This window comes from Paenibacillus sp. FSL A5-0031 (genome assembly GCF_001956295.1).
In the GTDB taxonomy this organism is placed as follows: Bacteria; Bacillota; Bacilli; order Paenibacillales; family Paenibacillaceae; genus Pristimantibacillus.
Genome location: NZ_MRTD01000006.1, coordinates 88,697 through 111,772, shown reverse-complemented (window position 1 = coordinate 111,772; position 23,076 = coordinate 88,697). Strand labels below are relative to the sequence as shown.

Below are 23,076 nucleotides of genomic sequence, written 5' to 3'. Positions count from 1 at the left end.
TTGAAAATTAAAATTCTATTTGTAATGAATAATTTAAATTGCGGCGGTGCCGAGAAGTCGCTTCTCTCGTTATTACAAACAATCGATTATTCGAGATTTGATGTGGATCTCTATTTGTTCAAGCACGAAGGAATATTTTTAAATAAGATTCCAAGCTCTGTGAAATTGTTAGAAGAGCCTGTTCAGTACCGATATTTTGATATGTCTATGAAACTGGCAGTCATTGATTGTTTGAAGAACGGAAAAATCGGGTTAGCGATAGCAAGATTGAAAGCAGGATACATTTTTTATACAGAAAAGAATCCAGCAAAACTTGAGCAAAGAGTTTGGAAATATTTATCTAAAGCGCTGCCGGTGCTCCATAAAAGGTATGATGCTGCAATAGGTTTTCTTGAGAAGGATCCTATTTATTTCAGTATTGAGAAAGCAAACGCAACAAAAAAAATTGGATTTATTCATAATGATTACGACAAGCTGCGGATGGATCCGTCTTTAGATGCCCCATACTTTGAGCAATTAGATCATCTAATCACGGTCTCGGAAGGATGTGGAGAAGTATTGATACAACGCTTTCCACAGTTTATAGAAAAAATTAGAGTCGTTCATAACATCGTATCGCCTACACTGATTCATGAAATGTCAGAGGAAATGACCGAATTAAATCTAAACAAAGGAATTTCTATAGTTTCAATCGGACGATTGAATTACCAGAAGGGTTTTGAAATGGCAATAGATGCATGTAGGATCTTAGTGGCTAAAGGGTATAACGTAAACTGGTATGTAATAGGGGAAGGGGAAGAACGGGGTAAGTTGGAGCAACTGATAAATATGCATCAGCTCACTGACCACTTCCATTTAGTAGGGATTAAAGAAAATCCATATCCTTATATCAAAGAGGCAGATATTTATGTTCAACCATCACGGTTTGAGGGGAAATCGATAGCTATTGACGAAGCAAAGATTTTGCATAAACCGATTATTCTTACTAATTTCAGTACAGCAAAAGATCAAATTGTACATAACCAAAATGGATTAATTGTTGACATGAATTCAGAAGCGCTATCTGAAGGGATTCAGCAGCTGATAGAAAATGAAAGTCTAAGACAATTCTTCTCAAACCAGCTTTCAAAGGAAAATTTCGGAACAGAGCTGGAAATTGAAAAGCTATATGCGTTGATATAATTGTTTGTGAAGGAGCGAATAAGATGCTAGAGATTCTAGCTGTTATTTTATTGGGGCTAATCGGTATTATAATATTTATTGATATTATGCCAATTAGCAGGGATTGGTTGAGCAGAATACATATCGGAAGATATAGAAATAAACAAGAATGGAATCAATCCATTACGCATATTGGCGTTAATTGGCTTAATCATACACCAAAAATTAAAGTAACTGATAATGTTAGATTGGTAGCAATCGACATGTTGAAAGGTAATTATTCTAAGAGTGTTATTCAGCATTGGCAGGAAGCATCTTTGTTATTAGGATTATCCGAGTGCTTGAAGAATGGTACAGATAAAGAGCTTGAAACAAATATCAAACAATTTCTAAAGACAAAATTCGACGAGAATGGTCAATGGAGGGAACCTCCTTCCTACATCGACTCTGCCATTCTTGCTTACGGAGTTATGAAGCTAGAAGGTATAGACACCCAAAAATTCAAGCCGGCTTTTGACAGTACTTGGGAACTTATACAATCACATATCGGAGAAGATGGAACGGTTCAATATCGGAAATTTATGAAAAATTATCGATATGTCGATACGATAGGTTTTATCTGTCCGTTTCTTGTTACCTATGGAATAAGGTACAACAAACAGGAATGTGTACAGTTAGCAGTCAAGCAGTTGGAGCAATATGAAAGGTACGGTATGCTTGACGATCATTTTATTCCAAGTCATGCATACCACATGGGAAATGCATTACCACTCGGTTTATTTGGCTGGGGACGCGGGCTAGGGTGGCTAGCAATTGGTCTTTGTGATGCTTGGAGTGAATTACCGGAAGCACATGATTCAAAGGCGAAGCTAGAACGGTTTGTAAAAAAATTCGCGCGGGCCATTCTTGTTTTTCAAAGGCCGGAAGGAAATTGGAACTGGACGGTAACACGGAATGAAACAAGAGCAGATTCATCTACTACAGCAACATTAGGCTGGTTTTTGCTTCAGGCATCTCAGATTGAAGAACTTTCTGAAGAATGCTCAGCAGGAGCAGAGAGAGCAATCCAATACTTAATGAAGGTAACAAGAAGAAACGGTGCAGTTGATTTCTCACAAGGGGACACAAAGGATATTGGCGTGTACTCTATGTTATTTAATATTTTGCCTTTTACTCAAGGTTTCTGTATTCGAATTGTAAATTATAACAAGAGAGTAATATAGACTGAAGAGCAATGAGAACAGTAACAATGGGATTTGTCAGATAGGAGCTTCGCATGAGGGTAAAAAGTTCATTATTGAATATTTCAGTCGGGCTAGGCAACCAGCTCATTATAACGGTATTGAGTTTTATATCCAGGACGGTTTTCATTAACAGCTTAGGTATGGAATACCTAGGAATTAATGGGTTATTTACCAGCATTCTTGCCATGCTTACATTGGCAGAGGCTGGAATCGGCTCAAGTATTATATATAATCTCTATAAACCTGTTGCCGATAATGATAGGCCCAAAATATTAGCCTTAATGGAGTTATACAAAAAAGCATATCTGGTCATAGCAGGTGTAGTACTAGTTCTCGGTTTAGGGGTTATGCCTTTCTTGGATCTCTTCATCAAAGAAACGAGTGTTGAAAACCTCAATTTGATATATATACTTTTTCTTATCAATACAGCTGCTCCCTATTTGTTTGTTTATAAACACTCTTTTCTTAATGTAAATCAGAAAAACTACATCGTAACAGCTGTATTTTCAATTTCGGCGATTATCTCTACCTGCATGAAAATAGCAATTTTATACTACACGGAGAATTATATTTTATATCTTGCTGTAGAGAGCGCTCTTTCCATTATAACATCCATTATTCTGGTCTTAATTGTAGATAAATTATATCCATACTTAAAGGAAAAGGTAAAGAGCAAGCTGGATCCCGAAACGAAAGCCAATTTCATTAAAAATATGAAAGCGATCATTCTCCAAAATGTCGGGAACTACTTTATTTTTGGAGTAGACAGCATTCTTATCTCTTCTTTTGTCAGTATCGCAGCGGTAGGTCTGTATTCAAATTACAAAATGCTTATTGATATTTGTCGAACATTCCTTAATCAGATATTTGCTAATATGTATCATAGTTTAGGTAATTTGGTTGCGAAAGAAAGTCCCGATGCTGTTTTTCGAATATTCAAGGTTACATATCTTCTTAACTTTTGGTTATATTCACTCTTATCAATTGGTTTATATTTATTAATTGAGCCGCTGATCGACATTTGGATAGGCGAAGAGTATAAAATGACGAATGTAGTACTGCTGATATTGGTCCTATCATTTTATGAAAGAGGCATGCGGAACTCTTTAAGCGCAGTGAAAACGACAGCCGGTATTTTTCATGAGGACCGATTTGCTCCGTTATTTCAGGCTGCGGTCAATCTTGGTTTATCACTGATTCTTGTACAATATTTGGGTATTGCCGGTATATTCATTGGGACATTGGTTAGCGGATTAGCGGTTCCTTTTTGGTATACACCATTGCTTGTTTATCGTAAGGTATTTCGTCAGCCTGTAGCGCACTATTTTATGAGTTACATGCTCTACACTGCTATTGGAATTGTTGCATGTATCATTGTTGGTGGAATCAATTATTTTCTTCCGACATCCAACGTACTATGGTTACTGCTTAAAGGCATAATCTGCCTCATTCTAGTAAACGGGATTTATATTATCGTATTCCATAGAACAGAGCAATTCAAATATTTACTCGGTATTTTTAAAAATCTATTAATCAAACTACCAAACATAAGTGCAATATTCAGAAGGGCAGAAAAGCGACGTCATGGTATAGAGGCTGGTGGAAATAAGTAACCTTTTACGAATAAGCTACATAAGATAGTGTAAAAGGAAGGTGAGTTCTATGAGTCAACAAGGCTCTTATCGAATAGAACTAGACCGTTTTGCTATTAGCAACTTAGGCATAAATGCAGTTGAGACTACAAAAGGAATAAATGATGCTATTAGTTGGGCTAAATCTCAAGGATTTGTACATGTTATTCTACCAAGTGGAAATTATATTGTAAGAATGGATCCAAGTACTCTCGTAGCTATTAACATGTTGAGCGGTATTCATTTAGAGCTTGAGCAAGGCTGTGTAATAATGCTCGAGGGAAATTCTTCTCCAAGTTATACGATTGTCGAAATGAGAGGAATTAATAATGCAAAGATTTCAGGTGGTAAACTAGTAGGCGATAAGAAAAACCACGTATATGAGATTTTTGTAAAGTTTGTTAGGGGAGGTATAAACGCTGACGGAACGCTAAACAATGACCCCAACTGGATTCGCAGCGAGGTGATTGACCGTTATGCAAACCCCGGACTTCTTGCAAGCTTTAGACTATGGAGCATTGCGGGTGTAAATGCTACAGGCTATCAATTCTATCAATATAAAGATACCGTATCTAAAATAACACTTACTGGCTCACGAACGAATGGTGTTTTTGCACCGGCCAGCTCAGGAGGAAGAGGCTGGTTTCTTAATGAGGATAAGGATTTAAGTAAAAATAATAAAATGATTTTTGCGATCCCCATTACAGCTCCTCTAACCGATAGTCAAATTGCGGATATTCGGGCTAAGGTTGATAATTCATTTTATACGCATGAAAGCGGGTACGGAATCGGGTCGTTTGGATCTAATAATATAGAAATAAGCAATATGGAGATTTCAAATTGTACAGGCGATGGAATTTTAACGGGTTATGAGAAATATCAGCTTGATCCTACCTTATATACCCAGGAACAGATGGGTCAAAATGTTCTTATTCATGACTGTCATATCCATCATTGCAGAAGACAAGGAATTTCTATCTGTGCTTCAAATGATACTCATATTTACAGAAATAAGATTCATCATATTGGCTTTGATGACGATGGTGTAACAACTAATTTTAGAAACGGTACACCGCCTATGTTCGGAATCGATATCGAATCAATGTATAGTGAAACCAATATTCCGTATAAAACAGCAGATCGTCCTAATGGGTTTGAGCTTAATTATCGCATATTTATACAAGATAATTATATTTATAATAATGCACGTGGACATCTAGTTAATGCCGATGGTACAAATCTCTTGATAGAGGGAAATACCTTTGAAGGCGTTAATATTGGAGGTGTTAGCTCAAATCCGAATTTCGCAAATGTCAAATACATTAATAATTCATTTGATGGGTGTGAATTATGGGTACAGGGAGATAATTTTGTTAACGGAGCTGTTATTCGAAACGGAAATTTAAGACTGCTGGATGTAAGGGGAGCAGTCGCTCAAAATTGTCAGGTAAAAAACGGCTTAGTTTATGGTTCAAGCGTGTATGGTTATTTTGGATCACCTGCTGTTGATGTTGCTACAGGCACATTCACGTTTAAATCACCGCATCTTATGGGTAACGGAGCACAAGTATCGTTTGAGCAATGGTCCGGTAAGGTTCCGACAGGCATAAGTACTGATAAGCTGTATTATACCGTTAACGTTACATCACTAGGGTTTCAGGTATCTGAATCGCTAGGTGGTGTGCCAGTAATTATTAAGGATGCCGGTGTTACGGGTTTTAACTTGGGGAGATACAATTATGGCAGATGTTATCTATCCAATATAACCGTTGAACGAGATTGGCGTTCTGATAATTCGTTAACTCCGAACTTTAATTTGCTAGCAGCTGGAGCTGTTATCAAGGATGTAACAGTGAAAAATTACGATGTATCTATTTTAGTTCCACAAGATTATGCAGGACGTCCAATAGTTGTAGAGGGCTTAACTCTTATTGAAGGCTCTGCAAGGTTTGAGGGTTGCCATATCAGCAATAGTGAATTTATTCGTGCAAAAACTCCTCTTTTAGGTAGTACTGATATTCAGCTAGGTTCAAGTGATACTAAATATATGAGACAGAATACACTAAGAAATGGATTATTTCAAAATCTTGGACTCGTCATGGATGGAAATTCGCTTGTAACAGGAACTACTTTTATTAATGCTGTAGTTGGAAAAGCAGATAATAACAAAAAAGCAGTCATTTCTCATTCGTTTTTTGATAATAGCAAAATCAACTTTAATTGGTTGAGACAAAATAAATCTGCAATTATTACGAAATCTGTATTTAGAGGAGTAACCGTGACAGGTACTGCGCCATATATCTCGCTAGATGATATCTCGGATTTGGGAAGTACTGTGTAACGTAAGTGAAAGAAGAAAATATATCCCTGTAGTTTTTCAAGATACAGGGATTTTATTTCATATAATGTTCTTAATAAAGAATAAATATGTTTTTTATAATGAAGGCTGAGAGGGGTCAATGAAATGGCTATCTTAATTACGGGTGGAGCAGGTTATATTGGAAGTCATACATGTGTGGAACTTCTTGAAGCAGGGTATGAGGTAGTTATTGTTGATAATTTGTCTAATAGCAGCTACATCTCATTAAACAGAGTTGCAGAAATTACAAACAAAGCCTTTACATTTTACCAAATGGATCTAATGGATCAAATCGGTCTTGAAGGTGTTTTCACCAGACATACTATTGATGCAGTTATTCACTTTGCAGGATTGAAGGCGGTAGGTGAATCTGTGCAATTGCCACTGTCTTATTATCACACTAATATTACTAGCACCTTAATCCTGTGTGAGGTTATGAAGAAGTATGGTGTTCATAAGCTTGTATTCAGCTCCTCTGCAACGGTATATGGTCGACCGGAACATGTGCCGATTGAAGAAAGTTCTTCGCTTGGAGCAACGAATCCTTACGGAAGAACAAAGCTCATGCTAGAACAAATTTTGCAGGATTTAGCGGAGTCTAACGAGCAATGGGGGATTTCAATTTTACGATACTTTAACCCAATTGGTGCACATAAAAGTGGAAGAATTGGCGAGAATCCTAATGGTATTCCAAATAACCTTATGCCATACATATCTCAGGTAGCTGTAGGCAGGCTTAAAAAAGTTAATATTTTTGGAGATGATTATCCAACCATAGACGGCACAGGCGTAAGGGATTATATTCATGTCGTGGATCTTGCGAGAGGACATTTATGTGCACTAGAAAAAATCATGAACAAATCAGGTGTGGATATATTTAATCTCGGAACTGGGCGTGGGTATAGTGTATTAGAGATGATTACTGCATTCGAGAAGGTATCGGGACGAAGTATTCCATATTCATTTACAGATCGTAGACCAGGAGATATTGCCATTTGTTATGCTAATACGATGCTTGCAAACGCGGAGTTGAATTGGGTTGCGACACTTGGGATAGAGGAGATGTGTGCAGACTCATGGCGCTGGCAATATTTAAATCCAAATGGTTATGAGGAAGAGACCACTAGAGATTCCATTAAAGAATTGACATCTTAATTTAAAGCTGTGAAATAATTAAACACAATTAGGTCTGTTTTCTATATCGGTTGGTAGCTCTTTCCTATTTATCGCTCCATTTAACATTACTTAAATAAATTCGACAAAAAATGTAATTATCTATCATTTTTGTGAGACATGAAGCGACAGTATGCGCACTTGTGGTGATTTATAATACATCTATAAACGAATGACAAGCATGGGAGACGTTGAAATGCGTTTAGTATCTGGGCACCTTAAACGCATGGAGTCAGTGGTGCAACCGTCCTGAAATGAATGGGGGACATGGGAAAATGGTACTAGCTAAAGCAGAAGATATTCAGGAATTGGATATGGAATGGGTAACATTAATCATGAAAGCACGTTCTTTGGGATTCAGCAAGGATGAAGTAAGGAAAGTATTGCTTTGTCTTGAAGAAAGTAAGGATAATGATGTACAAGTAACAGCTGTATAAAAGTGGAAAAAGCGCTATTCGCGCTTAATTTTCCATTTATTAAATTCTAGAAACTCTTTAAATTGATCTTTGCTCACACCAGAAGCCATAGCTTCTCTTACTAAATCAGCCCACTCGTTGTCTAAATTGTCGGGTTTGCGATCATTTTTTTCATCGGTATTCAAAAAATCTTCAACCGTCACATTCAATACGGCGCCTACCTTTTCGAGGAATTGAATCGAAGGATTTTGCTGGAGCCCTCGTTCAATGGAGCTTAAATAAGATTTAGCGACGCCCGCCCGTTGGGATAACTCTGTAAGGGATAGGCCCTTTCTCTTGCGCAGCAGTTGAATGCGTTCTCCAATCATAACAAATTCCTCCGTTATCACATCGTTGTAGACTATTTCTATTATAACGAATTATTCTTAATTACGAAAGGTTGTTAGCTATAACGCACTTATTTTTTTATTTAAACATTAAAACCACTTATTTTAATAATGAGTGGTTATTTTTTTATTTATTAAACCACGATATTGACTTTCAGAAAATGTTTTTAATGTAAGTTACTAATGTAAGAAAGTAATCGACAATTTGTTTTTAATAAAGAACAAAAACTATGAATTTTTTGCAATTTATCGTAGAAAAGTCATTGACAAAGGTTTATTTCAGGTGTAATATTCAAATATGTTCTTTATAAAGAACTGCAAAGTAAAGGTTTTGTTTTTGAAATAAGTACGTAAATAAAACAAATTCTATATCCACCCGGAGGCCACGATGAGCGCCATCGCAGGAGTGTTTCATACCGGCAAGCAAAGTTTGGCATGGCAGCAGGGCGATGCTTTAATGGAGGCATTATCTCAGTTTCCATGCAATACAGCTCAAGCTTGGCATGCCGATAATATATTTTTAGGTTGTCATAATCAATGGATTACACCAGAGTCGATCAATGAACGTAATCCTTTTTTGGATGATGAACGAGGGCTTGTTATAACTGCGGATGCAATTATTGATAACCGCATAGAATTATTCAACCGACTCGAAGTAGAGCAGCAATTAAGAAGAAATATGACCGATAGCGAGCTAATTTTATTAGCTTATGATAAATGGGGGGATAGAACACCTATTTATTTAGCTGGTGATTACGCCTTCCTAATCTGGGATTGTAGAAGACAGAAGCTGTTTGGTGCAAGAGACTTCTCCGGAGGTCGTACGCTCTATTATCATCGAAATAATGAGCGTGTTGCCTTTTGTACAACAATTGAACCCTTACTTACGTTATTGGGCAAGGAGAGGTTGTTAAATGAACAATGGCTTGCTGAGTTTCTAGCTATTTCTGGCATGGTTGACGTTGCGGATGCATCCAAGACGGCCTATCGGAATATTGAGCAGATCCCTCCATCTCATACGATAACGATAACTGCAGGGCGAGTTACTCTTGCAAGATATCATCAACTCAGATCAGATGAAGTCGTACGATTTAAATCAAATGATGAATACGTTGAGGCGTTTCAGGATGTGTTTCAACAAGCAGTTACTTCAAGGCTGCGGACACATCGTAATGTTGGAGCACAGCTTAGCGGCGGTTTGGATTCAGGCTCTATTGTTGGCTTTGCTTCAAAGACACTGCGACCGCAAAATAAAAGTCTGCACACGTTCAGCTACGTACCGACAAGCGACTTTGTTGATTATACACACAAATCAATGATTACTAATGAGAGACCTCTTATTGAATCCACCGTGGAGCATGTTGGAGGTATTGAGGAGCACTACTTGGATTTCCGTGGGCGTGACTCTTACTCTGAAATCGATGGCTTTCTAGATATAAACGAAATGCCATATAAGTTTTTTGAGAACTCTTTTTGGATAAAAGGGATGTTCGAGAAAGCAGAGGAGCAAGGTGTAGGTGTGCTGCTTAATGGAGGCAGAGGCAATTTGTCAATTTCGTGGGGAGCTGCCATTCCATATTACGCTACGTTGTTGAAAAAAATGAGATGGATCAAACTGCTTCGCGAAATGCGGCAGTATAGTTTGAACATTGGCTCTGGTCGTGCTCATGTATTTTCAAATGTCAGCCGTGCTGCTTTTCCGTTTATTGAACATTTACGATCAGTAGGAGAATCTTATCATTATCCTATGATCATATCTCCTGAATTCGCCAAGAGGACAGATGTATTTAACCGGCTGGGCAAATATGGAATTGATGAATCAGGCTGGTTTGCAGCGAAAAATGTGTACGATGAAAGAAAAAGCCATTTTGACGAAGTTTATCATTGGAATGCTGGAAATACGGTTTCGACGAAACTTTCGTTAAGATACTCTTTATGGAAGAGAGACCCAACCAACGATGTCCGAGTCATTCGATTTTGTTTGTCTCTGCCAGAGGATCAGTACGTTCAGAATGGAATGGATCGTGCACTGATCAGGCGTGCTACCGATACGCTGCTTCCCGACAAGGTGAGGTTAAATCAGCGGACTAGAGGCGTTCAAGGAGCGGATTGGGTCCATCGTATGAGACCAAAGTGGCAAGAATTTAAGGAAGAACTGAGACAAATGAGTCAGGATCGAGCGTTTATGCAATTTGTTGACGGTAAGGTAGTCCGATCAGCGCTAGCAGGATTTGAGGAAGGGGCTCAATCCAAACTTGCGATCGATCCGAATTATAGATTATTGATGCGGAGCTTAATCGTGTATCGTTTTCTTAAAAAATTGAATTGAAGGGAGGTGACAAATTATGCAAGCGAAGAAACAATGGAATAGACCTGAGCTAGAAATTCTTCAAGTACATATGACAGCGGCTTCTACTCACAACGGTCCTCTAACGGACGAGGCGTATGTACCAGGAAAACATGATGAAAAACCACGCTTTACAAGCTAAGAAATTATGCATTTTATGGAGAGGAAAGTCCTTATACAGTTGGTGTATAAGGACTTTCTAATTATTATCAATGAACTGACGGAGTGAGAACATTGTTGCTAACGGAAACTAAAAAGGTGTATAGAGCATTTGGACTAACGATTGAAAGTGAGATTTCATTACCTGAGCTCACTCCTATTTTAGAAAGCAGCGAGCAAATCGACATGGAGATCACAATTGATTACTCCTTAGCAGATTTCTTTAAACAGGAGCCATATGATTTTGTTGTTGATCGACAAGTCGTAACCGTAAATATGCCTGATTCAGGGATTTTTCGGATTGAAAATGGGAATAAGATCATCGTATCTCCTCATGCTGGAGCTGATGAGGATCTCGTTCGGCTCTACGTCCTTGGGACCTGTATAGGTGCATTATTGCTGCAACGCAGCATATACCCATTGCATGGCAGTGCAATAGCTATCGATGGCAAAGCATATGCATTTGTTGGTCGCTCAGGCGCTGGGAAGTCGACATTAGCGTCAGCATTTATCCAAAGAGGTTATTCGCTGTTGAGTGATGATATCATTGCTGTTTCACAAGCATCACCAGAACAAGCGACACTCGTTATACCAGCCTATCCACAGCAAAAGCTATGGCAACAAAGTTTGGACGCATTTGGTGTAAACAACGAAGAGCTTCGTTCCATTTTTGGTAGAGAGAACAAATTTTGTCTTCCAGTCGAATCGAGTTTTTGTTCAACGGCTTTGCCGCTCGGAGGTGTGTTCGAGCTTATAACAACAGAGTCCGAACAGGTGGCAGTGCTTCCTGTCCAAAAGCTTGCTCGCCTAGATGTTTTATTTCAGCATACTTACCGACAATTTTTAGTGGAAAAGTTAGGTTTGACGCGTTGGCATTTTACCTTATCTGCTTCCATAGGTGAGGCGTTGCCTATTTATACGCTTCAAAGACCAATAAATGGGTTTACAGCTCCTGAGCTTGTCGAACTTATTTTACAAACGATATCTATGGGGGAATAGAAGATGATTAAAAGTCAAACGACTGCCATTCAAGCATTAATGCTAGAACAACTGATAGTGCAAGATACTAACAACATCGTAAGCGATATGGGTGGAGAAAAGGTTATATTAAGCATTAACAATGGGAAATATTACAATTTAGGATTAATGGGCAGCCAAATATGGGTTCTGATTAAAGAGCCTGTAACCATCACAAATGTAATTGATGCGTTGCTGCAAGAATTTGAAGTTGCTAGAGAAGTTTGTGAGGAGCAAGTACTCTCTTTTTTGTCGCATCTACTAGAAGAACGTCTTATTTATATAAAGGAATAAATATATGGTGATGATATGGGAAAGTTAATGAAATTGAGAACATTGTTTTCATTAGATTTTAAAACTCTTTTTCTATTAGTAGAAGCAACCTGGTTTCTAGGTACTGCCCGGATTCGAATCTTTAATCAACCATTTTCCAAGATAGCGCCTACTCTAGGCGAATACATGAAAGAGACTGAAATTCATGCTACAGATGAACACAGAAAAATGTTAGTTCAAATACGTTATATTCTTCAAGTTGCAAGCAGGAATACGCCTTGGGATAGTAAATGTTTAGCTCGAGCAATAGCCGGCATGCAAATGCTGGAGAGACGTAATATAAGCAGTACACTTTATTTGGGTACAACAAAGGATGAAGCTGGCAAGCTGATTGCTCATGCCTGGCTGCGAAGTGGATCCATCTTTATTACGGGATCAGAGGAAATGCATCGATTTACGGTCACCGGTATGTTTGCTAATGTAACCTATTCCTAAAGATGGAAAGTGATGAAGCGATGAATCATCTAATATATTTTTCCAAAAAGCTGCATGCATATGGGGGTAAGATTCTATATTTGAATCTATTTGGTATGATGCTCGTGGGACTGCTTGATGGCGCAAGCATTCTATTGTTAGCTCCACTGCTTAGCGTGATCGGGATTGTTGACATCCCACTGGCATCGTTCCCTGGTCTATCTTTACTAGAATCGCTGCAAGAGCTTCCAAAAGAAAGAGCACTATTTATTATTTTATCGTTTTATATTTTAATTGTTGCCGTACAGGGTATTATTGGACGTAATTTAAGCTTAAGAGAAATAAGAATACATACGGGCTTTGTTAATCAAATTCGTTTAGAGCTTTATCTCGCATTGTTGCAAGCAAATTGGGGCTTTTTCATGAGAAAAAGGAAAACTGATCTCATAAATTCTTTTACGAGTGAACTTTCTCGTGTGACAAATGGTGCTTTCTTATCTTTACAATTAATTGCTTCAATGACCTTTACGTTTATTCAGATTGGAATAGCCTTGTTTTTGTCAGTAAAGATGACCTTATTTGTTTTATGCTGCGGACTTGTTATTGCTTTTCTCTCTAGAAGATTTATTAAGCAATCAAGAGTAATTGGCAGTGTAACAATGGAACTGTCGCAAAACTACTTAGCTGGTATTACGGATCATTTTAATGGAATGAAAGATATTAAAAGCAACCTGCTTGAATCATCCCGATATCGCTGGTTGTTGAATTGGTCGAGTGACATTGCTCGAGAAAGATATGAAAACTCGAAGGTGCGGAGCAATTCGCAACTCTTTTACAAGCTGTTTTCAGCTATAATGATTGCTGTTTTTGTTTTTGGATCCATTATGCTCTTTCAGAGCCAAGGTGGCTATTTATTGCTCATCATGGTCATCTTTTCACGTTTGTGGCCTCGGTTTACAAGTATTCAAGCCAATATGGAACAAATTGCATCATCGTTGCCGGCTTTTAAAGCTTTAATGGAGCTGCAGGAGGAAAGTATTAAAAATAGAGAATTTAATGATAAGGAACTTTTAGGTGGAGAACATATTCGCCCGCTTAGACTCAAACACCAGCTCGAATGCCGCCATGTCTATTTTCGTTATGACGAGGAGCAGCCGGAGTACACGCTGGAAGCTATTAATCTGAGCATCCCTGCTAATGGCATGACTGCCATTGTTGGACAGTCAGGTGCGGGGAAAAGCACTTTAATCGATCTAATGATGGGACTCATGAAGCCAGAACTTGGTCATGTGCTTATTGACGGCAAGACGCTTACAGATGAGGATCTGTTGTCGTTAAGAAGATCAATCAGTTATGTCCCGCAGGAGCCGTTTCTGTTCCATGGGACGATTAGAGATAACTTGATATTAATCGATCCGAATGCGACGGAAGATCAAATATGGGAAGCGATGGAGTTCTCTTCTGCAGCTGAATTTGTTCGCAAGCTTCCGGATGGCATCGATACGATTATTGGGGATCGTGGAATACGTTTATCAGGCGGGGAGCGTCAGAGACTCGTTTTGGCTAGAGCCATATTAAGAAAGCCATCTATCCTTATTTTGGATGAGGCTACAAGTGCACTAGACAGCTTGAACGAGACAAAAATTCAAGAAGCTATAGAGCGGCTTAAGGGAAAAATGACCGTTATCGTCGTTGCTCATCGCCTATCGACCATTCGGAATGCAGATCAGGTTATCGTGTTGGAAAATGGGAAAATCGTGCAAACCGGCCATTTCATCATGCTCGCTGAGGATAAAAAAGGACTGTTCAGCCGTTTATTAGGCAACCAGCTGCAAGTAGCTTTATAGGCGTAACTTTACTATACTAATTAGAGTAGTGAAGTTCATGACAAGGACAGGCATTTACTCCTTGGGATAGATTAACTCAGAATTAGTTTCAATGATTAGGAGGACACATTTGGCTATTATACTAACGCTCGGAATAACCGTGCTTCTCTTGTACCTGCTCTTTATCCTCCCAACCCAGTGGTTGAAAATCGAAAAAATTACACATCCCATTGGCATTAACAAACGCATATTGCAAATAAGCGATCTGCATGTAGACAGGCTGCGCATAAGCGCAAAGCGAATTCAGCATGTCATTGCCTCTGTGCAGCCTGACTACATTTTTCTGACCGGCGATTATACGTATAAAGAACACTATTTGACGCGGGTAGGCTATTATCTTAAAGCTATAGCAGACAGCGGAATACCTGTCTATGCAGTGCTCGGAAACCATGATTATGAGCTTCCGCGTTTAAAGAAATTGCTCGATCTATTTGGCGTTTATGGGATTAAGGTGTTGCGTAACGAGAATGTCATGCTTGATGATTTTCAGCTTGTCGGAATTGACGATGACAGCTCTCATCATAGCCGAATCTTACCTTCATTTAGAGGTATTGATGACAGCAAGCCTGTCGTCATTATGACGCATGATCCTAATGTCGTTCTAAAAATTAATCGCCCTTTTCAATATTTAATGGCCGGTCATCTGCATGGGAAGCAGCTGAACGTGCCGTTCTTTTTTGCATTAAAGCCAAAGGGTCCGTTGTCCGTGAAAGGGATCTACAAAGGCCTTCATCACAATAAGGACGGCTCCTTTTACATTTCCAAAGGCATCGGTCAAGCAGGCGTTAACGCAAGGTTTATGGTCAGAAGCGAGATTACGATTCATGACCTATAATCAATGAATCAGAGATGCAACTAGTCATCATCGGTATTTCTGCGGCTGGCCTCACGAAAGGCAGCTGGAGGAATGCCCTTTGCTTCGGCAAACGTTCGGGAGAAATAATGTACGGATGAGAAGCCGCAGCGCTCAGCGATGGTTTTAATCGGCGTTGCTGTTTGTGATAGCAGCTGCTCCGCCACGCGGACTCGCTCATGTCTAACAAGCATGGAGAACGATTCATGAACGCTTTGCGAAAAAAGTCTAGATAGATGGCGCTCCGACACATTAATGTAGCGGGCAACCTCCGATAAGCTCAAATTAGCGCCTAAATTATCGCGTATGTACAGCTTTGCGCGGCTAATGAGGATAGCTGCATTTGAAGCGGGCAAAATGATTTCTGTACTTTTGTTCCTCCCGCCTACAATTGTAGGAAACGTTAGGATCAAGGCATGTGCCAGCTGATTCAGCAAGGCGATTGGCACAGCGAACATTTCTTCGCTTGGAATGAGCAGCGATTTCCAAATTTGAGCTGTGGGAGAATGCTGCTGGTTTTCAATCCAAATCGTGCCGCTGTTTAAAGACTGATTGTAATATTCGAATTCATCCGGCTTAGAAAGCTTCTCATCGAGCTCGTAGGCAACATATAATAAATCCAATTGATCTACATCTCTTATTTGATGACGGATATTTGGCCGCGAGCAAAAAAGCACGCCTTCATGCAGAGGATAAGCCGTTCCACCCTCCTCATAAATTCCCGTACCTCCAGCCACGTAACAAACCTCAAAAAAAGAATGCTTATGAACAGCATTTGCAACTAGCTTTGGTACCGCTCCCCAATAATAAACATGGATGGTCACGCTCTCACCTTGCAGCAATCTTGCATATCGATTTAAGCGTTCTTCGCTTTTTGACCAAACGTACATATGAACGATCAGCTCCTATGGCGTAATAATGCAAAATTATGTCGTTAACAGGTAAATACGATTGCACTATATCCTATCTATAATTAAACCATATTCACATTAATTATACGATAAGGGGAATGAACATGATCACTAATGAAGATGTGCAATTTTATAAAGAAAATGGTTACTTGCTAGTTAGAGGCGTGTTTAACAATGATGAGGTAGTTGAGATGAGAGCAGCTGTTGAGCGGGTTATTCAACGAGCGGCGCTCGCTCAGGCAGATCATAACCACGCATGGCAAGGAGATTTCCTCCCGCCAGAGCAGCTTAAGAAGCTTGTTCTGAAAGGCTTCCATGATGTGCATTATCATGATGCTTCCTTTACTAAGGCAGTCATTCATCCGAATATGGTATCCGTACTGAACGGAATCATCGGTCCCAATGTACAGCTTCATCACTCCAAAATGCTTGTGAAGCCGCCTGCAAACGGAGCAGCATTTCCTATGCATCAAGATTATCCATATTTCCCTCATAACGACCATTCGATGCTTGCTGCAAGCGTTCATCTTGATGATGCCGATTCAGAAAATGGCTGCTTAGCGGTTATCCCTGGTTCTCATTTGGAAGGTCCGCTGAATCATGTGGGAAGACATTATCTCAACCATAAGGAATATCCAATTTCATCTGGAACGCTTTGCCCGGCGAAAGCAGGGGATGTGCTGTTCTTCAACTATTTGACGATTCATGGATCGGATGTTAACCGCAGTGACAGAACGAGAAGAAACGTTTTGTTCCAATATCGTGATGCAGCCGACAAGCCTTCTGTAAATACTCATTTTGATTGGGGCATGGGCCTTATGGTTAGCGGAGAAAATCTTGATTTCAACAATGTTAAACCAAAATTTGAAATTACGGAGTAACTAATTATACTGAAGTTACGCCACAAAGAGACGTATACAACCGGATGCAAAAGGTTGTTATACGTCTCTTTTTTGTGCGAAGTAATACTTGAAAGAGCTCTACATATTTATAGTATCGAAACTCCAAAAAGCTAAACGAATATTTCTCTGGAAGCTGTGGAAAAATCATATTGACATAAGTTTGAGAACGATGATATATTTGTTTCTGCAAAGTAGAGTATTCTTATCGGAATTAAAACGAAATTGATTTTAAGAGTTAATTTTTGCTATTAATCATAATGTGTAGACAGAAAGGATGATTGTTGTATTATGGAAAATAATTTATTGACAGCAATTGAAACAAACTGGATCAGTTTAGTTGTATCAGCAATAATACTTGGCGGTCTTTATTTTATGGCCAAAAAACGAGTAAGCTTCGGAACGAGGGTATTGGTCGCACTTGGCCTTGGCCTTGTGGCAGGTATCATTTTTAACAACTTTAAACTAGATACTGAAGGCGTAGGTACGATTGGCTCCATCTACATTAATTTAATTAAGATGATCGTTATTCCACTCGTATTTGTTCTCGTTATTAACAGTATTATCTCGATTACGAATCTTGAGTTTCTACGCAAGCTTAGCGTTAAGACAATTAGTTGGTTTCTTGCAACGACAGGTGTAGCGGCAATTATCGGACTTCTAGTAGCATCTGCTATTAATCCGGGTGCAGGCTTTGAGCTTAAAACACCTGAAAATTTTGAAGCGCGTGAAGTTCCAAGCTTTTTCAAAGTGATATTGGATCAAGTGCCTTCGAATCCGATTAACGATGCTGCAGAGGGTAAAGTAGTGCCAATTCTTATTTTCGCACTATTCATTGCTATCGCAATCGTTAAGGTAGGAGCAAAAAATCCAGATTCCGTTCAACCGTTCAAAGCGTTCATTCAATCGGCAACCGTAATTATGCACCAGGTTGTTAAGTTCGTTCTTCGCTTTACACCGTATGGTGTGTATGCCTTGATTGCAGTTATGGCTGCTAGATATGGTTGGGAAACACTCGAACCGCTTGCCATGTTAATTCTTGTAACTTATATCGCATTGCTCTTGCATTTTGTATTCGTCTTTGGCGGCCTTGTATCTTTTGTCGCTAAGGTTAATCCTTTGAAATTTTTCAAAAAAGCATATCCTACGGTTGCGGTAGCGTTCACAACACGCAGCAGCTTTGCAACGCTTCCGGTCAATCTTGAAGTTATTACGAAGCGCCTTCGCATTTCACCAAAAATCGCGAGCTTTGTAGCACCGCTTGGCGCTACAATGAACTTTAACGGCTGCGGCGGGGTTTGGCCGGCTGTTGTAGCGGTATTCATCTCACAAGTTTACGGTGTATCGCTTACTGCAACAGATTATGTACTTATCGTACTTGTTAGCGTAATCTCATCAATCGGTGTAGCAGGCGTACCAGGTCCAGCTTCCATTTCGACAACAGTTGTATTGACAGCAGTTGGCTTACCGCTAGAAGGTATTGCACTTGTTGTTGCTGTTGAATCTCTAATTGATATGGGTCGTACGGCTGTTAATGCTACGGGTACTACGGTTACTGCATTGCTTGTAGCAGATTCCGAAGGCGAATTCGATCGTGAAGCATTCAACCGCGGTGACGAAGATGACCTAGAGCTTAATCCTGCATAAACCAAAGTATAAATAAGCTTGGAAAAAAGCCCTTGGAAACACGTGATATGACGTGTTATCCAAGGGCTTTGTTTAAATATAAGAAAGTATATAATTTTCTCATACTTATCTTATATTTCACCGTCAAAGCTACTTCAGCGTCTAAGGACGCCGAAGGCGTTTTTGCTTGGTTTAAGGTTCATCATGTACTTCAGGAAAATCATGGTCGTATTCATCTTCACCCGGATAGTCACGAGGCAATCCTGCATGAAGCGCTCGATTCTCATAAGCGAAGCGATTGGATGGTCGCTGATCCACTCTCCAAGGCGTACTTTTTCCTAGCGATTCCATCAGCAGATCAGAGCCATACGGTCCATCCGGAAACTCCTCCGGAATGAGATCGTTGCGCTGCGATTCTACTGTTGATACATCTGTATAGGGCTGGCGATTTTCAGGAACAAATCGATCCATCAGCAGACTCCTCTCAAATGGTATTAGTTTACCATTTCAGTGTACCCTGATTAATCGGTAAAATGCACCGTTCCAACAACAAAGTATAAGAATTGAGCGAGCTCAGCCGCTTCTTCTTCTGTCAGCTTAAACGTATGTTCAAGATACCCTTCCTCTTCAAGGTCATCAGGACCGATAATCGCTGTTTTGCCAAATTGAAGGTCAGTAATTAGTTTTTTGCCGTAAAAACGGCTAGTTGAAGTAATAGCAAGGTCAAATCGCTTCAAGCTAGGTCCAATAAAAGTGACGTATCTTGTAGACGTTTCTTCCGTGGAATCGGACATAAAATCAAAATCAGGCAACAGCATAAAGTATAGCCTCCAATTCATTAATACACTCATTATACAATATTATGTTCTGCTTTGGCTTATTGCAGTTTATACAAGCTATGGTACATTAGTAATAGCAGTGCCATCAGGAGGGATGCAATGATATGAACTACAATTCCGAATCGTCGCGTGATACAAAAGGATCTATTCGTGACTATGTATACGATAAGCTGAAATCAGATATATTGGATTTGAAACTGGAGCCGGGCCGTTTTATTTCAGAAAAAGATATAATCGAAATGCTGAAGGTGAGCAGAACACCCATCAGAGAGGCATTCGTTAAGCTTTCGCAAGAGGGACTTATTGAAACGATACCACAGCGAGGTTCATTTATTTCTCTTATTGATCTGGATATGGTGGAAGAGTCGCGTTTCGTGCGGGAAACGCTGGAAAGTACGATCGTCAGGCTGGCATGCGAGCAGCTTAAGGCTGAACAAGTGCTGCAGCTGCTAAATTTGATTGCCCTGCAAGAGCTCTGTATCGAAGAAAAAAACTATAAGCGATTGTTTGAGCTCGACGATGAGTTTCACAAAACGATTATCATCGGATGTGGGAAGCTCCGCACTTGGAAGCTGCTTCAAGAGCTTAGCGCCCATTACCAGAGGGTGAGGATGCTGCGCCTTGCTGCAAACGATGATTGGCATATTATTTTGAGCCAGCACCGTGCAATCGTAGCGGCAATTAAGGACAAGGACGCAGATGCGGCGGAAAAAGTGATGCATGAGCATTTGAATCGTTTTCAACTGGAGAAGGATGAGCTGAAAGAGAAACACCCCGCGTATTTTAAGTAATCATGTACAATGAAACGGCAGGCAGCCTCATAGGAGATGTCGGCTGTTTTTTTGATTTTGCAATATATACTCATATAAAAAAGGCATATGCACTTGTCTGAATTAATTGTATACTAGTATTATCAGTTAAGAAAAATGACTAAGGAGATGGAATTATATGATTCGCGTTGCGATTATTGGAACCGGCTCTATATCGTCTGCTCATATCGAAGCTTATCTGGCACTTGGGAACCGCTGCAGTATTGTTGCTTTATACGATATTAATGATGCAAGCGCGCAGGACAAAAAAAAGAAGTTTCAATTGAATTGTGAAATTGTAAACGATTACAAAAATTTGCTGTCGCGTGATGATATCGATTTGGTTTCGATTTGCACACCGCCCTATACACACGCTGATCTTTCCGTAGACTTCCTGCAAGCAGGAAAACATGTCATTGTCGAGAAGCCAATGGCTTCTTCGCTGGCTGAATGCGATAGAATGAACGAAGCCGCTGCCGCATCAGGAAAAATTCTTTCCGTCATAAGCCAGAATCGATTTGGCGATGCGGTCATGAAGCTTAAGAGCGTGCTTGATTCTGGGCTTGCAGGACGAATCGTGCATGCGCAGGTTGATTCCTTTTGGTGGCGAGGGTATACATATTACGATTTGTGGTGGCGCGGAACTTGGGAGAAGGAAGGCGGAGGCTGTACGCTGAACCATGCCGTTCATCACATCGATATGTTCCAATGGATGATGGGAATGCCGGATAAAGTGACGGCCATTATGGCTAATACTTCCCATGATAATGCGGAAGTTGAGGATTTGTCGGTAGCGATTTTGTCCTATCCGCGAGCGATTGCTCAAATTACAAGCTCCGTCGTTCATCACGGACAAGAGCAAAAGCTTATTTTCCAAGGTGAGAAAGCGCGTGTATCGATGCCATGGCAGGTGACCGCTTCATCTGCACAGGAAAACGGTTTTCCTATAGAAAACCCGGAATTGGAGCGGCAAATTGCAGCTGTTGCAGATGGTACAGCTTCCTTAACCTATGTAGGGCACAAAGGTCAGCTGGATAATGTTATATCCGCGATTGAAAACGGCAGCGGTGAAGTACTCGTAACGGGAGTGGAAGGAAGAAAAACGCTTGAGCTTATTACTGCTATTTATCAAGCTTCCAGCACAGGGACAACTGTTGAGCTGCCAATTCGACCAGACAGCCCTTTTTATACACGGGAAGGGATTATGGCGTCAGCGACCCACTTCTATGAGAAGAAAAACTCCGTTGCAGCGTTTAGCAGCAATCAAATTACGGTAAGCGGAGAAAGCAAATAGGAGGGGATCCGATATGACGTTCGACGAATCGCTGCAGCTTTCCATTCATGCAGGCACTCCGCTCCCAGCCGTTGTCCGAATAGAAATGGAAGAAAAGACGTTTAAGCGGCTTTTGGAATGGTCAGGAAATTGTAACCTATTCGCAGTTAATCATTCGGCAGGTCTTTCGTTTGCATGTCAGTTAAGCCCGTACGCCATGTCAGCAGGACCGCAAGGTGCAATTGCTGAATGTGCGCTTTATATACTGGTACAGGACGTTTCATTGCCGCTGGAGACCCATTTGTTTTTTGATTTAAAAGCTGCTTCAACTGCTGCTCCAGCAGATCGGAAGCATAATCCTTGGAGCGAGCTGCCTGGAGTGTATCTCGATCATCAGGAAGATAATGCAAGAGTTGTTGTAAGCATTGAGGGTAAACTTTTTACTCGGTACCTCTATGCGGTTACGAGTGCAAAACCTTACTTTTACCCCATAATTGGGCCGCATGGAAAGACACTGATCCATGATGGGCCGGACGATCATCTTCATCATCACGGGTTATGGTGGGGACACGATGATGTGAACAGTCATAAGCTGTATCACGAGTTTCGCGGTGAAGGCAGGCAGGTGCACCGGACATTTGTTGTGCTTGCAAGCGGTCCTGTTTTTGGGCAAATGACGGCATTGATCGACTGGTTGGACGAGAATGGACGCCTTCTTCTAACGGAAGCTCGAAGTGTCCGCATTTATAATCTGCCTCCAGAATCGAGGTATATGGATCTTACGACACAGTTGTATGCCGTGAACGGCGATGTCCGGTTCGGAGATACGAAAGAAGGCGGATTTCCATTTATTCGCGTTAACGAGCAAATTAGCGGACATCATCGAGGTGGCCTCACGTCTGCCGAAGGGAAAAAAGGTGAGGCGGACATTTTTGGTTCTGTGACGGAATGGGTCGACTACAGCGGTGAACTGTTTCTCAGCATGCAGCGAGACGGAGATGAAGTGGTCAAGCAGTACACCGAGGCAGGCATTGCGGTTTTCTCCCATCCGGAAAATGAAACTTTTGCTTCGCAATGGTTTGTCCGTGATTATGGCCCTTTCACACCTGCGAATTTCCATTTCTGCGGCGGAAAGCTTTTGCCAGGTGGAGATGCAATAACGATGAAGCACCGTATTTACATTCATGAGGGGAACACAGAAAAAGGCGGAGTAAAGGACAGATACAGTGAATACGCCGAACATGACTGGCAGCTAGCTTCATGGTCTAAGGCATAATCAACAACTGCATGGAGGAGGCCGCGTATTCGCGGTTTCTTTCCTTTGCAGGAAGAGGTTGGCT

General features: G+C 40.4%; 22 protein-coding genes and 1 riboswitch. Of the genes, 18 read left to right on the top strand and 4 right to left on the bottom strand.

Annotated elements, in window-relative coordinates; genetic code table 11:
- From BK120_RS12565 to BK120_RS34900, 6 genes are all read left to right on the top strand, one after another.
- Positions 1–1,182 carry a glycosyltransferase gene (locus tag BK120_RS12565; RefSeq protein WP_076267852.1) on the top strand — a complete coding sequence of 394 codons (1,182 nt, stop codon included), beginning with the start codon at positions 1–3 and terminating at the stop codon, positions 1,180–1,182.
- 23 nt (positions 1,183–1,205) lie between these two features.
- Positions 1,206–2,384, top strand: coding sequence for a glycoside hydrolase family 88 protein (locus tag BK120_RS12560; RefSeq protein WP_076267851.1), 1,179 nt, complete (start codon positions 1,206–1,208; stop codon positions 2,382–2,384).
- Positions 2,385–2,437: 53 nt separating this feature from the next.
- On the top strand, positions 2,438–4,018 hold the full coding sequence (locus tag BK120_RS12555; protein ID WP_076267850.1) for a lipopolysaccharide biosynthesis protein: 1,581 nt from the start codon (positions 2,438–2,440) through the stop codon (positions 4,016–4,018).
- A gap of 49 nt (positions 4,019–4,067) precedes the next feature.
- Entirely contained in the window at positions 4,068–6,377 is a 2,310-nt protein-coding gene (locus tag BK120_RS12550) for a right-handed parallel beta-helix repeat-containing protein (RefSeq protein ID WP_076267849.1), read from the top strand.
- 123 nt (positions 6,378–6,500) lie between these two features.
- Positions 6,501–7,550: a UDP-glucose 4-epimerase GalE gene (gene galE, locus BK120_RS12545; RefSeq protein ID WP_076267848.1), complete on the top strand. Its 1,050-nt coding sequence runs from the start codon at positions 6,501–6,503 to the stop codon at positions 7,548–7,550.
- A gap of 193 nt (positions 7,551–7,743) precedes the next feature.
- Positions 7,744–7,827: riboswitch (cyclic di-GMP riboswitch) on the top strand.
- A gap of 16 nt (positions 7,828–7,843) precedes the next feature.
- Positions 7,844–8,005, top strand: a complete 162-nt coding sequence (locus tag BK120_RS34900; protein WP_144376746.1) for an anti-repressor SinI family protein — start codon at positions 7,844–7,846, stop codon at positions 8,003–8,005.
- A 14-nt stretch (positions 8,006–8,019) separates the two neighbouring features.
- Here the strand turns inward: BK120_RS34900 and BK120_RS12535 are convergent, their stop codons facing one another.
- A complete protein-coding gene (locus tag BK120_RS12535) occupies positions 8,020–8,352 on the bottom strand; it encodes a helix-turn-helix domain-containing protein (protein ID WP_076267847.1) in 333 nt (110 codons plus the stop codon).
- 406 nt (positions 8,353–8,758) lie between these two features.
- Here BK120_RS12535 and BK120_RS12530 point away from each other — a divergent pair, with 406 nt between their 5' ends.
- The 7 genes from BK120_RS12530 to BK120_RS12505 all read left to right on the top strand — a co-directional run bounded on the left by BK120_RS12530 (position 8,759) and on the right by BK120_RS12505 (position 15,361).
- Entirely contained in the window at positions 8,759–10,699 is a 1,941-nt protein-coding gene (locus BK120_RS12530) for a lasso peptide isopeptide bond-forming cyclase (protein ID WP_076267846.1), read from the top strand.
- A 16-nt stretch (positions 10,700–10,715) separates the two neighbouring features.
- Positions 10,716–10,859, top strand: a complete 144-nt coding sequence (locus tag BK120_RS34895; RefSeq protein WP_144376745.1) for a paeninodin family lasso peptide — start codon at positions 10,716–10,718, stop codon at positions 10,857–10,859.
- Positions 10,860–10,951: 92 nt separating this feature from the next.
- A complete protein-coding gene (locus tag BK120_RS12525; protein WP_076267845.1) occupies positions 10,952–11,875 on the top strand; it encodes an aldolase in 924 nt (307 codons plus the stop codon).
- 3 nt (positions 11,876–11,878) lie between these two features.
- Positions 11,879–12,187: a lasso peptide biosynthesis PqqD family chaperone gene (locus BK120_RS12520; protein ID WP_076267844.1), complete on the top strand. Its 309-nt coding sequence runs from the start codon at positions 11,879–11,881 to the stop codon at positions 12,185–12,187.
- 15 nt (positions 12,188–12,202) lie between these two features.
- Positions 12,203–12,661: a lasso peptide biosynthesis B2 protein gene (locus BK120_RS12515; protein ID WP_076267843.1), complete on the top strand. Its 459-nt coding sequence runs from the start codon at positions 12,203–12,205 to the stop codon at positions 12,659–12,661.
- Between the two features lie 20 nt (positions 12,662–12,681).
- The gene (locus tag BK120_RS12510) at positions 12,682–14,487 is read left to right on the top strand and encodes an ABC transporter ATP-binding protein (RefSeq protein WP_076267842.1); all 1,806 of its coding nucleotides are present in this window, start codon (positions 12,682–12,684) and stop codon (positions 14,485–14,487) included.
- 109 nt (positions 14,488–14,596) lie between these two features.
- A complete protein-coding gene (locus tag BK120_RS12505; RefSeq protein ID WP_256710877.1) occupies positions 14,597–15,361 on the top strand; it encodes a metallophosphoesterase in 765 nt (254 codons plus the stop codon).
- Between the two features lie 20 nt (positions 15,362–15,381).
- Here BK120_RS12505 and BK120_RS12500 read toward each other — a convergent pair whose 3' ends face one another.
- Positions 15,382–16,269, bottom strand: coding sequence for an AraC family transcriptional regulator (locus BK120_RS12500; RefSeq protein ID WP_076267840.1), 888 nt, complete (start codon positions 16,267–16,269; stop codon positions 15,382–15,384).
- Positions 16,270–16,394: 125 nt separating this feature from the next.
- On the opposite strand from BK120_RS12500, the gene BK120_RS12495 reads away from it, so the two are divergent.
- On the top strand, positions 16,395–17,171 hold the full coding sequence (locus tag BK120_RS12495; protein WP_076267839.1) for a phytanoyl-CoA dioxygenase family protein: 777 nt from the start codon (positions 16,395–16,397) through the stop codon (positions 17,169–17,171).
- A 309-nt stretch (positions 17,172–17,480) separates the two neighbouring features.
- Positions 17,481–18,836 carry a dicarboxylate/amino acid:cation symporter gene (locus tag BK120_RS12490; RefSeq protein WP_076267838.1) on the top strand — a complete coding sequence of 452 codons (1,356 nt, stop codon included), beginning with the start codon at positions 17,481–17,483 and terminating at the stop codon, positions 18,834–18,836.
- 171 nt (positions 18,837–19,007) lie between these two features.
- On the opposite strand, the gene BK120_RS12485 is transcribed toward BK120_RS12490, so the two are convergent.
- Positions 19,008–19,286, bottom strand: a complete 279-nt coding sequence (locus tag BK120_RS12485; protein WP_076267837.1) for a hypothetical protein — start codon at positions 19,284–19,286, stop codon at positions 19,008–19,010.
- 50 nt (positions 19,287–19,336) lie between these two features.
- Positions 19,337–19,633 carry a DUF3055 domain-containing protein gene (locus BK120_RS12480; protein ID WP_179089790.1) on the bottom strand — a complete coding sequence of 99 codons (297 nt, stop codon included), beginning with the start codon at positions 19,631–19,633 and terminating at the stop codon, positions 19,337–19,339.
- Between the two features lie 125 nt (positions 19,634–19,758).
- Between BK120_RS12480 and BK120_RS12475 the strand changes: the two genes are divergently transcribed.
- From BK120_RS12475 to BK120_RS12465, 3 genes are all read left to right on the top strand, one after another.
- Complete coding sequence (locus BK120_RS12475) at positions 19,759–20,445, top strand: GntR family transcriptional regulator (RefSeq protein ID WP_076267836.1); 687 nt, start codon at positions 19,759–19,761, stop codon at positions 20,443–20,445.
- 157 nt (positions 20,446–20,602) lie between these two features.
- Complete coding sequence (locus BK120_RS12470) at positions 20,603–21,757, top strand: Gfo/Idh/MocA family protein (RefSeq protein ID WP_076267835.1); 1,155 nt, start codon at positions 20,603–20,605, stop codon at positions 21,755–21,757.
- A gap of 13 nt (positions 21,758–21,770) precedes the next feature.
- The gene (locus tag BK120_RS12465; protein ID WP_076267834.1) at positions 21,771–23,012 is read left to right on the top strand and encodes a DUF6807 domain-containing protein; all 1,242 of its coding nucleotides are present in this window, start codon (positions 21,771–21,773) and stop codon (positions 23,010–23,012) included.
- Positions 23,013–23,076: the final 64 nt, after the last annotated feature.